12 protein-coding genes are annotated in these 13,067 nt (G+C 37.7%); all 12 read left to right on the forward strand.

The features are described 5' to 3' along the window. Nucleotide 1 precedes the first annotated feature (1 nt). The 12 genes from ZA05_RS12110 to ZA05_RS12165 are packed head-to-tail and all read left to right on the forward strand — an operon-like array spanning nt 2 to nt 13,064. Entirely contained in the window at nt 2–1,204 is a 1,203-nt protein-coding gene (locus tag ZA05_RS12110) for a beta-ketoacyl synthase (RefSeq protein WP_053991956.1), read from the forward strand. Further along, complete coding sequence (locus ZA05_RS12115) at nt 1,204–2,268, forward strand: beta-ketoacyl synthase N-terminal-like domain-containing protein (RefSeq protein WP_053991957.1); 1,065 nt, start codon at nt 1,204–1,206, stop codon at nt 2,266–2,268. Before ZA05_RS12110 ends, ZA05_RS12115 begins: the two co-directional genes overlap by 1 nt. Further along, entirely contained in the window at nt 2,262–3,038 is a 777-nt protein-coding gene (locus ZA05_RS12120; RefSeq protein ID WP_053991958.1) for a polysaccharide deacetylase family protein, read from the forward strand. Before ZA05_RS12115 ends, ZA05_RS12120 begins: the two co-directional genes overlap by 7 nt. After that, nucleotides 3,031–3,648: an outer membrane lipoprotein carrier protein LolA gene (locus ZA05_RS12125; protein ID WP_053991959.1), complete on the forward strand. Its 618-nt coding sequence runs from the start codon at nt 3,031–3,033 to the stop codon at nt 3,646–3,648. The genes ZA05_RS12120 and ZA05_RS12125 overlap by 8 nt, the downstream gene beginning before the upstream one ends. After that, nucleotides 3,626–4,237 (forward strand): hypothetical protein, encoded by a 612-nt coding sequence (locus ZA05_RS12130; protein ID WP_053991960.1) that lies wholly within the window; start codon nt 3,626–3,628, stop codon nt 4,235–4,237. Before ZA05_RS12125 ends, ZA05_RS12130 begins: the two co-directional genes overlap by 23 nt. 8 nt (nt 4,238–4,245) lie before the next feature. Continuing rightward, nucleotides 4,246–4,827, forward strand: a complete 582-nt coding sequence (locus ZA05_RS12135; protein ID WP_197276092.1) for an outer membrane beta-barrel protein — start codon at nt 4,246–4,248, stop codon at nt 4,825–4,827. Between the two features lie 54 nt (nt 4,828–4,881). Beyond that, nucleotides 4,882–5,247: a 3-hydroxyacyl-ACP dehydratase gene (locus ZA05_RS12140; RefSeq protein WP_053991962.1), complete on the forward strand. Its 366-nt coding sequence runs from the start codon at nt 4,882–4,884 to the stop codon at nt 5,245–5,247. A 2-nt stretch (nt 5,248–5,249) separates the two neighbouring features. After that, nucleotides 5,250–5,744: a hypothetical protein gene (locus ZA05_RS12145; protein ID WP_053991963.1), complete on the forward strand. Its 495-nt coding sequence runs from the start codon at nt 5,250–5,252 to the stop codon at nt 5,742–5,744. A 20-nt stretch (nt 5,745–5,764) separates the two neighbouring features. Beyond that, complete coding sequence (locus ZA05_RS12150) at nt 5,765–6,961, forward strand: DUF2062 domain-containing protein (protein ID WP_053991964.1); 1,197 nt, start codon at nt 5,765–5,767, stop codon at nt 6,959–6,961. Continuing rightward, on the forward strand, nt 6,954–10,646 hold the full coding sequence (locus ZA05_RS12155) for a 1-acyl-sn-glycerol-3-phosphate acyltransferase (RefSeq protein WP_231632491.1): 3,693 nt from the start codon (nt 6,954–6,956) through the stop codon (nt 10,644–10,646). Before ZA05_RS12150 ends, ZA05_RS12155 begins: the two co-directional genes overlap by 8 nt. After that, a complete protein-coding gene (locus tag ZA05_RS12160; protein WP_053991965.1) occupies nt 10,643–12,187 on the forward strand; it encodes an NAD(P)/FAD-dependent oxidoreductase in 1,545 nt (514 codons plus the stop codon). Before ZA05_RS12155 ends, ZA05_RS12160 begins: the two co-directional genes overlap by 4 nt. 1 nt (nt 12,188) lies before the next feature. Continuing rightward, entirely contained in the window at nt 12,189–13,064 is an 876-nt protein-coding gene (locus tag ZA05_RS12165; RefSeq protein ID WP_053991966.1) for a cupin-like domain-containing protein, read from the forward strand. Nucleotides 13,065–13,067 lie beyond the last annotated feature (3 nt).

Here is a 13,067-nt window from a genome sequence, read left to right on the forward strand (position 1 = left end):
AATGGGGAAAGGAGTTGCTATAACTGGAATGGGGATAGTTTCTGCCATTGGTAACAATGTAGCCGAAAATTATCAATCGTTGATTACGGGAAAGAAAGGGATTTCCAGAATTTCCAAAATCGATACCATTCACAGAGATGATATTATGGTAGGGGAAATTGCTGCCACAAATCAAGAGCTCGCCACCCAATTGGACCTATCTCCTGAAAATAATTATTCCAGAACTGCACTTCTTGGTGCTCTGGCAGCCAAGCAGGCCGTGGAGAGTGCAGGGATAACCGATATTACCCAATATAAAACTGGGTTGGTTTCTGCTACCAGTGTAGGGGGGATGGATATGACCGAAAAATATTATTACGAATATCCAACAAACCAAGCGGTTCAAAAATACATCCATGGACACCATGCTGGGGATTCTACCCAAAAAATAGCCGAGCAATTGGGGATTGAAAAGGGTTTGGTGACCACCATCAGTACGGCATGTTCATCGGCAGCCAATGCCATTATGTTTGGGGCTCGATTGATTAAATCAGGACAGTTGGACCGGGTGATTGTTGGAGGTGCAGATTGCTTGTCGAAGTTCACCATTAACGGCTTTAAAACTCTGATGATCCTATCGGATACCTATAATACACCTTTTGATGAACACCGTAAAGGCTTGAACTTGGGAGAGGCTGCTGCCTTTTTGGTTTTGGAATCGGATGCTGTGGTTGAAGCAGAAAACAAACCTGTTTTGGCCTACGTCAAAGGCTATGGTAATGCCAACGATGCATTTCACCAAACAGCGTCCTCCGATTATGGAGATGGAGCCACTTTGGCGATGGAAAAGGCCCTTCAAGTAGCAGGATTGGAGCCTAAGGATATCGATTATATCAATGCTCATGGTACAGCCACGGGAAATAACGATTTGTCTGAAGGACGTGCTATCATAAGGGTTTTTGGAGAGGCGGTTCCTGAGTTCAGTTCCACGAAAGCTTTTACCGGGCATACCTTGGCTGCTGCTGGAGCCATAGAAGCGATATATTCTATTTTGGCTCTTCAGCACAATGAGATTTTTCCAAACTTAAACTATAAAACTCCAATGGAAGCCTTTAATATTCAACCAGAGGTGACCTTAAAATCGAAGGAGTTGCATACGGTAATGTCCAATTCGTTTGGTTTTGGAGGAAATTGTTCCACTGTGATATTTTCAAAAGAAGCCTGATGAAAAGTGTATATATAAATAGCGTAGGATCTATTTCTGCTCAAAAAACATTCGATAGCAGTGAGTTTTTAAATGAGGTTGTATCCTATCAAGAACAGGTTTTACCTGTGGTAAATCCCAACTATAAGGATTATATCCCACCAGCCGCGGCCCGTAGGATGGCCAAAGGTATTAAGATGGGAGTTGTAGCATCTAAAATCGCTTTAAAGGACGCTGGTCTAGAGGAAGTAGAGGTCATAATAACAGGAACAGGAATGGGATGTCTAAGGGATTCCGAAAAATTCCTAAGTGCGATTTTGGATAATAATGAGCAGTATCTTACGCCAACATCTTTTATTCAGTCTACACATAACACGGTTGGAGGGCAAATTGCTTTGGAATTGCAGTGTAAGGGCTATAATTTTACTTATGTGCATTCTAGCGTTTCTTTTGAATCGGCTTTAATGGATGCCAAACTGCAACTGGAGTTGGATGAGGCAAAAAATATTTTAATAGGAGGAGTTGATGAAATTGGGGAGTACACTGTGGAGCTTCATAAATTGGTGAATCATATAAAGGCAGAAGCTGAAGATTCATTACAGGTTTTAACATCGAATACCAAAGGAGCGATTTATGGGGAAGGCGCTAACTTTTTTGTGCTATCCAATGAAAAAAATGAACACTCTTACGCAAAAGTAACTGCGGTGTCTGTTTTTAATACTTTGCCAAAATCAGAATTAAACATTGAAGTAGAAGCGTTTTTATCTGCCAATGGTTTGTCTGTTGAAGGTATTGATGTTGTTGTATTGGGGAATAATGGCGATGTCCAGTTTGATGGTTATTATGAAACTTTATCAAGTGGATTGCTTCAAAATACCCCACAAGTATGTTACAAACATTTGTGTGGCGAATTCAATACAGCATCGTCTTTTGGGTTCTGGGTTGCGGCAAAAATGTTGAAAACTCAAACGTTACCAGAAATTTTGAGATTTAACGATCGCCCTGTTAATGAGATTAAACATGTGTTGTTATACAATCAATATCGAGGGGAGAATCACAGTTTTACTTTAGTGGAGCAATGCTAAACTTCAGAACCGTAAATATAACGGCTGTTGTTGTGTTTATTGGCTTGTTGATTGTTTCAGCTATTCACGGAATTTCAATTTGGTGGTTTTTGGCTCTTGGTTTGTTGTGGTTAATCATAACATCTATGGGATCGGCATTTATAGGTTGGAATTATCACATTACCTCAATTAATTTCTGTTCAAAAACATCCAAAAATCAAATAGCCATCACTTTCGATGATGGTCCTAACCCAGAATTTACACCAAAAGTTTTAGAGCTTTTGAAAGCTTATAATGCCAAGGCAACTTTTTTTTGTATCGGGAAGCATATTGCGGAACATTCCGAACTTTTTAAACGTATTTTAGAAGAGGGACATACCGTAGGAAACCATACCTTTTCGCATCGCTCTAGTTTTGGGTTTTTACCGACCTCGAAGGTTGTTTCTGAATTAACACAAACCAACGCTGTTGCCAAAAAGAACTCAGGATTGCGGTTGAATTTATACCGTCCAGCATTTGGAGTGACCAATCCAAATATTGCAAAGGCCTTGAAAATATTGGAGCTGCAGTCTGTTGGTTGGAACAAACGTTCATTGGACACTACTTCATTGAGTGAAACAGAAGTTCTAAAAAGAATTACCTCGAATCTTAAAAAAGGAGACATTATTCTTTTACACGATACTAGCGAGAAATCGGTAAGGGTTTTGGAACAGTTATTGTTATTTTTACGCCAAAAGAACCTAGAATCCGTTACTGTAGATTCACTGTGTAACATTAAAGCTTATGCGTAACCTAGTATATATATTGTTTTTTGTGTTAGGCGCTTTACAGGCGCAAACCAAAATGACTTCAGATGAAGCCAATGCCCTAAAGGAAAAAGTAAAGGCTTTGGCCTTAAATACCAATTCTATTGTAAGCGACTTTACCCAGTACAAGCATATGGACTTTTTGTCGGAGGATATTGTAACTAAAGGCAGTATGGCTTTTAAATCGCCAGATTTGTTGAAATGGGCCTATGTGGAGCCTTTTAAATATCAGGTCATCTTTAAAAATGAGACCCTTTACATTGATGATGAAGGCAAAAAAAGCAATGTTGATCTGGGGTCCAATAAAATGTTCAAGGAATTAAATGCCCTAATCGTTAAAAGCGTCAAAGGGGATATGTTTGATGACACGGCTTTTGATATTGTATATTTTAAAAGTGGTGAGTTTAGCGAAGTTCACTTTGCACCAAAGGATGCTAAGTTTTCAAAATTCATCAAAGATTTTCAAATTAGCTTTAACGCGCAGGGTGATGTTGTTGAGGTAAAAATGATTGAGCCTTCTGGAGACTACACTAAAATTGTTTTCAGCAATAAAAAACTAAACACACCTTTGGATGACAAGATGTTTGCTCACTAGTCTAGGTTTATTGCTCCTAGTGTCCTGCGGTTCTTATCCAAAGAAAAACGGATTTCAAAAGAAGGCCATCCAAACTTCAATAGAGAATCCTTATTTCTCCAACGAAGTCAGAGATTACGTTTACAAGGCAAGTATACAGGTGTACAACAAATCTTTTGGAGGGTTGTTCATTGTTAAAAAACTAGGGAACAATACACATAGACTTGCATTTACTACCGAAATGGGAAATAAGCTGTTCGATTTTTCTTTTGAAAATGATGAGTTTTCGGTGAATTACATCTTGGAAGAATTGGACAAGAAAATACTCATCAATATTTTAAGGGATGATTTTTTGGTGCTTCTTAATAATCCAGTTGATATTGTAAATGCTTACACCAAGGATAATTTACATATTTTTGAAGCTGAAATAAACAACAGGGCGCATTATTATTTTTTTGACAATGATGAACTGCAAAAGGTGGTTAGGACAAAAGGAAGGAAAGAAAAAGTAAGTTTCGTGTTTAGTGATATAGAGGGAGAAACAGCGAAACAGATTGAGATTTTACATCATAATATTAAGTTAAACATTAACCTTAAATCAATTAAATGACCAAAACTATGAAACATTTATTATTGACTTTTCTTTTTGTTATGGCTGCTTTTACCCTGAGTTTTTCACAGGTAAAGGTGCGTCCAGGGCTTAAATTAGGATTAAATTCCGCAACGGTGTCTAATGTTCCAAGATCAGAGTCTAAGTTAGGGTTTCAAGGCGCCATGTTTGCCAACGTTCATTTTGTTAGCTTTTATGAGTTACAGGTCGAAGCTTCGTTTTCCAATCAGGGTTATGAATGGAATGTTATGGGCGAGAGTGGTGATGTAGATATAAAATATATAGGCTTTGCTTTGTCCAATAAATTTTTTGTAGTACCAGATGTAGGCTTGCATTTATTGATAGGACCTAGTATAGAAGTTAATGTTGCCGATGGAGATGCAGATATTACACCTGTAGATTTTTCATTTTTTGGAGGTGTAGGTTACGAGTTCCCATTTGGATTGGGGCTAGAGCTACGTTACAAGCAGGGAATTATTGATATAAGAGATGGGTATTGGGAGAATTTTGAAGAAGGCGACGAACTGTTTGACGACAATGTGCTGAATGGCGTGTTGCAGTTTGGTGTGTTCTATAAATTCCAATTCTAATAAAAACAATTAAGGTGCCGGAGGGCAAATGTCCTTAAGGATTTAAAATAAGATATGTTATTAAAGGATTTTTATACTGTAAATGAATTAGTTGTCACAGATCAATCGGCGACAGCAAAAATTACCATAAACAAGGATCATGAAGTGTTCATGGGGCATTTTCCTGGGAATCCTGTTACTCCGGGGGTTTGCATGATGCAGATTATAAAAGAGTTGACAGAGGAGATAGTGGGTAAGAAGTTGTTTATGGAGTCTTGTAGCAATGTGAAGTTTATGGCCATCATCAACCCTGAGGTAACTCCGGATTTGCATTTGGACCTTGCCATAACTGAGGTTGATAATTTGATCAAGGTGAAAAATGTTACAAAATTTATGGATACCGTAGCCCTAAAATTATCTTCCGTATTTAAAGTCGTGTAGGCATGAAAACAATGTTTCTTTTGGTTGCTGCGTTTCTTTTGTTTCAAACTTTGGATTTGGCAGAGGTGAGAAGTGCCTATAAGGAAGCTGCTCACGATAGTTCAAAAGTAGACGGTTTCTATAAGTCGCTATCCAAGGTTACCAAGGATGATGATATTTCGTTGGTGGCTTATAAAGGGGCGGCTATTGCCTTAAAGGCGAAGCAGGCTCCAACAATTAGAGAAAAAAAGGAAGGTTTTATAGAAGGTGTGTCCTTTATTGAGTTTGCCATCGCTAAGGCACCCAATGCCATTGAACCCCGATTTGTGCGCTTGGGAATCCAGGAAAACACTCCTAAATTGCTGAAATACAAAGAGGATATCGAAGAGGATAAAATGATGCTCCTAAACGAGTTCGGAAACATTGATTCTCCTAACCTTAAAGGACATATCAAGGACTATATTTTACAGTCTAAAGTCTTTACAACTGAAGAAAAAACAGTAATTTCGAAGCTCTAATAAAACAAGCCTTCATTTCAGTGAATACGGATCCAATTCCACAGAAAATCAAAGACCTTAAGGTTTGTGTGTTGATTCCAACATACAATAACCATCGTACCTTGCAAAGGGTAATCGATGGGGTATTGGGATATACTGATGACATATTGGTCGTAAATGATGGCTCTACAGATGCTACAAAGTCCATATTGCAATCTTACCCAAATATTCAATGCTTACATTTTAAGGAAAACAAAGGTAAGGGCGTAGCGCTTCGTGAAGGATTTAAAAAAGCTGAAGCGTCCGGTTATGACTATGTTATTTCCATCGATTCAGACGGGCAGCATTTTCCTAGCGATATTCCTGTGTTTATGGAAGCCTTGGAAAATCATTCCACGGGAGAGTTGTTGCTTATAGGTGCTCGTAATATGAGTCAGGAAGGAGTGCCTTCCAAGAGTAGTTTTGGAAATAAATTTTCAAACTTTTGGTTTTGGTTTGAGACCGGGATCAAATTGGACGATACCCAATCGGGATTTCGACTTTATCCGTTGAAACATTTAAAGTCTCTTAACTTTTACACTACCAAATTCGAGTTTGAAATAGAAGTAATCGTTAAAGCTGCTTGGCGTGATGTTGAAGTGAAAAATGTGCCTATTCAAGTGCTTTATGATGAGAGCGAACGCGTGTCTCACTTTAGACCATTTAAGGATTTTACCAGAATAAGCATCTTGAATACTTGGTTGGTATTTTTAACCATTTTCTTTATCAAGCCTAGAGAAGTTTATAGAAAACTTAAAAAAAAAGGGATTAAGCGTTTTTTTGTTGAAGACTTTTTAGGAAGCTACGACTCACCAAGTAAAAAAGCCTTGTCCATAGCCCTTGGCGTGTTTATAGGGCTTTCGCCATTTTGGGGTTTTCATACGGTATTAGTCATTTTTCTAGCTATATTTTTAAAGTTGAACAAGGCCATAGCTTTTGCATTTTCCAATGTAAGTTTGCCTCCTTTCATCCCATTTGTGCTATATGCCAGTTCAAAAATTGGGCAATATGTTTTGGGTGTGGAATTTTCATATTCCATAGATGAGGTCACGTCTAATTTTGGTGTGATCAAACATTTGGAAGCCTATTTGGTGGGCAGTTTTACCTTGGCAGTTATCATGTCTGCACTATTTGGGAGCATTGGATTTCTTTTCTTTTCTATTTTTGACAAAAAGAAAGTGATTTTAAAGAATGGCTAAAGTGTTCTACGCGCTATACCAAACGATTTCCAAAAGAAAAACAATTGGTTTTATAGGAATGCTGTTGACAGTGGTTGCACTGTCTTGGTTGGCGAGCCAAATAGTCTTTGAAGAAGATATCACAAAACTTATTCCTGTTGAAGAAAAGGACTCTGATGTTCAAAAGGTACTTCAAACTGTAAATTTTGCAGATAAAATTATTGTTCATATTTCGAAAGAATCCTCAGGTTCCGTAGAAGAACTCACGGAATATGGCGCTCAGTTTTTGGATAGTATCACTACTAATTTTTCAAGTTATGTAAAGGATGTCCAAGGACGTGTTGAAGATGAACAAGCCTTGCAAACCTTGGATTTTGTTTACCAAAATTTACCCTTGTTTTTGGATGATGGGGATTATGCTGTTATTCAACAGAAATTACAGAAAGACAGTGTTGAAGCCATAACCAAAAACAACTATAAAACGTTAGTGTCTCCAACAGGAATTGTTGCTAAACAAACCATTTTAAAGGATCCTCTGGGCTTTTCTTTTATGGGACTTAATAAGCTTAGGCAATTAAGTTTTGGTGATGATTTTACACTTCACAACGGATTTTTGCTCAGCAAGGATCAAAACCACTTGTTGTTGTTTATTACGCCAAGTTTTAGTTCTAGTGAAACAGCTCAAAATACCTTGTTTGCTGAACAATTATACAGTCTGCAAGACTCATTGAATTTCCAATTTAAAGAAACGAAAGTACAAAGTGAATATTTTGGAGGGGCTCTAATTGCCGTTGAAAATGCCAAACAGATCAAGAAGGATATCCAGTTTACGGTAGGGATTGCAATGACAATTTTGCTTATAATTCTTATTGTTTTTTACAAGCGTCTTTGGTTACCGATAGTACTTTTTACTCCAACTTTGTTTGGAGGGTTGGTGGCTATTGCAGTATTGTTTCTTGTCAGGGAAAAAATATCGGCAGTCTCTTTGGGGATTGGGTCGGTGCTTTTGGGGGTAACCTTGGATTATTCGTTACACGTATTAACACACATTAGAAGTAATAGCAATGTGAAAGCCCTATATGAGGATATCACAAAACCTATCCTGATGAGTAGTTTAACAACAGCCTTGGCCTTTTTATGCTTGTTGTTTGTAAAGTCGCAGGCTCTACAGGATTTAGGTGTGTTTGCTGCCATAAGCGTATTAGGAGCTTCAGTGTTTGCCTTGATTTTTATTCCTCAGGTTTATAGAAGAGAATCCAAAACAACTTCGGTAAAGTCCACTTGGATTGATGTTTTTGCAATGTTTCCATGGCATCGTAAAAAATGGGCCTTTGGCCTTTTGACTATTGGTTTTGTGATTAGTGTGTTTACCTATTCCAAGGTAGAGTTCAATCAGGATATCAGTAAGCTCAATTATGAGCCGCCCACTTTGATGGCAGCCCAAAAACGTTTGGACACACTTACCAACATTGCATCCAAATCTATGTACTTGGCGGCTTATGGAAATTCACAAGAAGAGGCTATTGCGGCAAACGATTTGGTGTTTGAAAAATTGAACAGTTTAAAAAACCGAGATGCCCTCATAAATTTCAGTTCCGTTGGCGCTTTGGTGCAATCTCAGGAACAGCAACAATCAAAAATCAACAAATGGCGCAGGTTTTGGAGTGATTCCAAGGTGCAAGAAGTTGAAAATAATTTGATGGAAAGTGGAAGACCATTAGGATTTAAGGATTCCACTTTTGGTAAGTTCTATGCGTTTTTGAATTTAGATTTTCAACCTTTATCTATAGAAGGCTATAGTGTTGTTGAAGCTATTCCGGTGGATGATTATATCAGTTCCAAAAATAACTTTACTACGGTAACCTCCCTTGTTAAGTTGAATGAAGAACAAGTAGATGAAGTTTTGGAAACGTTTGCAGACCAGCCTAATGTATTGGTGATTGATCGTCAACAGATGAACGAACGCTTCTTGGGGCATCTCAAAAACGATTTCAACAATCTATTGGGGTACTGTTTTCTGGTAGTTGTAGTATTGCTGTTGCTCTTTTATAGGAGTATATCGCTCACTTTAGTGACAATGGTACCAATTATGCTAACTTGGTTTTTAACCGTTGGAATGATGGGGCTTTTTGGAGTTCAGTTTAATATTTTTAACATTATCATTTCTTCCTTCATATTTGGATTGGGAATTGACTATAGCATTTTTGTTACCAATGGTTTGTTGCATCAGTACAGGACAGGAGAGCCCATGTTGGTTACTTATAAAACATCAATTATTCTTTCTGTAATTACAACTATTTTAGGCGTAGGGGTCATGATTTTTGCAAAACATCCTGCGTTGTATACCATATCCGTTGTCTCTATCATAGGAATTTTATCTGCAATGATTGTGGCTTTCACCATTCAGCCTGCATTATTTTGGTTGTTTATTGGAAGCAAAGCGAAGCGCCCAATAAAGTTACGTTTGTTAGTACACTCGGTGGTTTCTTTTGGCTATTATGGTTTGAGTGGTTTATTGTTGTCCCTGTACAGTGTTGCCATCATGCCGTTGATCCCCATTAGTAAAAAGGTAAAGATGAAATGGTTCCACAAAGTGGTGTCCAAGTTTATGAAATCGGTGTTGTATACCAATCCTTTTGTAAAGAAAACCATCATTAATCCAACCAAAGAAACTTTTGAAAAGCAGGCAGTAATTATCGCAAACCATACTTCTTTTCTGGATATTCTTGCGATTGGGATGTTGCATCCAAAAATTATTTTTTTGGTGAACGATTGGGTGTATAATTCGCCAATTTTTGGAAAGGCGGTTCAAATGGCGGGCTTTTATCCAGTGTCCAGTGGTATCGAAAATGGGATGTCCCATTTAAAGAAAAAGGTTGATCAAGGGTATTCCTTGATGGCTTTTCCAGAAGGGACGCGGTCAAGAACCAACAAAATCAAACGGTTTCATAAGGGAGCTTTTTATTTGGCCGAACAATTCCAATTGGACATTGTTCCCGTAATCATTCATGGAAACTCAGAAGTTCTGCCAAAAGGTAGCTTTGTTATTAAGGATGGAGAAATTACCTTAAAAGTGCTACCTAGAATTCCTTACGGTGCAAATAAATTTGGAAAGACAACAAGAGAGCAAACTAAAAATATCAGTGCGTATTTTAAAGCCGAATATGATCTTCTTAGGGAACAACTGGAAGGAAAAGAGTATTTTCATAATATCGTTTTGGAAGATTTTAGGTACAAGGGTGATGACCTGTATAGTAAAGTCAAAGCCGATTTAAAACTGAATGCAGAGAGATATAAAACCATTTTGGATAAGGTTGATAAAAGGGCTACAATCTTACATTTTTCAAAAGATTGTGGACAATTGGATTTTCTATTATCTTTAGATAGTCCAGACAGAAAAATATTCAGCTGTATTACCGATGAAAATACTCGCGACATAATGAAAAGTAGTTATATTAGTAACAACAACAGCAAGATCACGTATGTCGATGCCATTGGGGATTTATTGAAAATATCCGCAGATGTATGCATTGTAAATGCAGAGGAGTATTCTAAAGTGGATTTGGAACAATGGTTCCTAGATATTGGGGCTACTCAAGTGATTCTGTTGAATGTGGACGCTAAGGGAGCTTACAGTTTTGAAAATTATACAGCACAATATGAACAAAAGCATTTAGTCTTTTTAAACAAAACCATTACAGTTTGAAGTTAAAAGAATCATATGATATAGTCATTATTGGTAGTGGATTGGGTGGATTGGTATCTGCCATTATTTTAGCAAAAGAGGGCTATAGTGTTTGTGTTCTCGAGAAGAACAATCAATACGGAGGCAATCTGCAAACCTTTGTTAGAAACAAAACCATTTTCGATACCGGAGTCCATTATATAGGGGGCTTAAGTGAAGGTCAAAACCTTTACCAATACTTCAAATATATTGGTATAATGGACGAACTTCAACTTAAAAAAATGGATGAAGATGGTTTTGATGTCATCCTATTCGAGGGTGATGAAAAGGAATATAAACATGCCCAGGGTTACGAGAATTATGAAGAGGTGCTATTGGAACAGTTTCCAGAAGAAGGCACAGCCATAAAGGAATATTGCTCCAAATTGAGGGAAGTTTGTGCTAAGTTTCCCTTGTATGCACTGCAGCGAGGTAAAGCCTATTATGACGATGCCGAGATATTTAATTTGGGCGCTAAGGACTATATAGATTCCCTAACCGAAAATAAAACGTTAAGAGCAGTGCTGTCTGGTAATAACTATCTGTATGCCGGCGACGCTACAAGAACGCCTTTTTATGTACATGCCCTGTCTGTAAATTCATTTATTGAAAGTGCTTATCGTTGTGTGAATGGAGGAAGCCAAATTACCAAACTTTTGGTGAGAAGATTGCTAGAGCATGGTGGGGAGGTGTATAAGCATCACGAAGTGCAAAAGTTCACTTATGAAGACGGCAAGATTGCATCGGTAATCTGTGCCAATGGGGCTGAGGTAAAAGGTAATTTGTTCATTTCTAATATAGAGCCTAAGCTCACCCTTAAGATGGTAGGTGAGGACAAGTTTAGGAAAGCCTATACCAATAGGGTGGATAATATTGAAAGTACCATTGCAGCCTTCACTGTATATTTGGTGTTAAAGCCTAATACCTTTAAATACCACAATAAGAATTATTATTTTTTCAAGGATGTCAATAACATTTGGGATACACAGGACTATACGGAAGAGAGTTGGCCCGAAAGTTATATGATGTCTATGGGCGTACATAAAAATAATGACGAATACGGTGATAGCATTGCTGTGATGACCTATATGCGTTATGAGGAAATGAAACCTTGGGAAAATACCTTTAATACCGTGGCCCATAAAAATGAAAGGGGACAGAGTTACGAGGAATTCAAAGCTGAAAAGGCTGAAAAGGTGATTGTTGAACTCGAAAAGAAATTTCCCAATATACGGGAGTGCATAGAGGAGGTGTATACGTCAACGCCACTGTCGTATCGTGACTATATTGCCTGTAATAGAGGGGCTATGTATGGCTATGTGAAAGATGTGAATAAGCCCATGCAGTCGTTTATTTCTCCCAAAACCAAAGTGAAAAATTTGTTGTTTACTGGCCAGAGTTTGAATATGCATGGCATTTTGGGAGTCACCATTGGAGCAGTAATTACATGTTCGGAGATTTTGGGAAGGGACTATTTACTGGATAAAATTTTGGAAGCAAATAAAAAAGCGCAAATAGTGTAATATGCAAACAATTAAAACATCCCCGGTAGCTCGAGTAAAGAATATTTCGAAAGAAGATTTCGTCAAACAGTATTACAAACCTCAGATACCTGTTTTAATTGAAAATTTAACACAGGATTGGCCCGCATTTGAAAAGTGGAATCTGGACTATATTCAGCAAAAGGCAGGTGATCAAGTTGTGGATCTATATAATAACGAACCCACAAAGGGAAAACAGTATTCCGCAGAGCCTGTTATGAAGATGAAACTTCAAGATTATATGGAGATTTTGAAGACCAAACCAACCGATTTAAGGATTTTCTTTTACAATATTTTGGACAAAATGCCAGATTTGGCCAATGATTTTAAATATCCAGATATAGGTCTGAAATTCTTCAAGCGTTTGCCAGTAATGTTTTTTGGAAGTACTGGGTCTAAAGTGTTGCCTCATTTTGATATGGATTTGGCCGATTTGATGCATTTTCATTTCCACGGGAAAAAAAGTGTGATGTTATTCTCTCCGGAACAGACCAAATACCTCTATAAAATTCCTTATTCGGTGCACAATCTGGAAACTATCGATTTGGACAATCCAGATTTTGAGTCCTATCCAGCATTAAAATGTCTGGAAGGACAATATATAGAAATGAAGCATGGTGATGCTCTTTATATGCCTAGTGGTTATTGGCATTACATCAAGTACTTGGATGGTGGATTTTCGATGACTTTAAGGGCGTTTTCCAGACGCCCCAAAACCTTTGCGAAAATGTTGAGCAATGTGTTTGTCATGAGGCATTTTGAAAATGTAATGCGGAAATTGAAGGGGCAAAAATGGATAGATTACAAAAATGAGTTGGCCATAGCCAAAACTCATGAATTATTAAAAAGGGAAGCTTAGTTG

Origin of the sequence: Mangrovimonas sp. TPBH4 (assembly GCF_001280505.1) — a bacterium.
Lineage (GTDB): Bacteria > Bacteroidota > Bacteroidia > Flavobacteriales > Flavobacteriaceae > Mangrovimonas_A.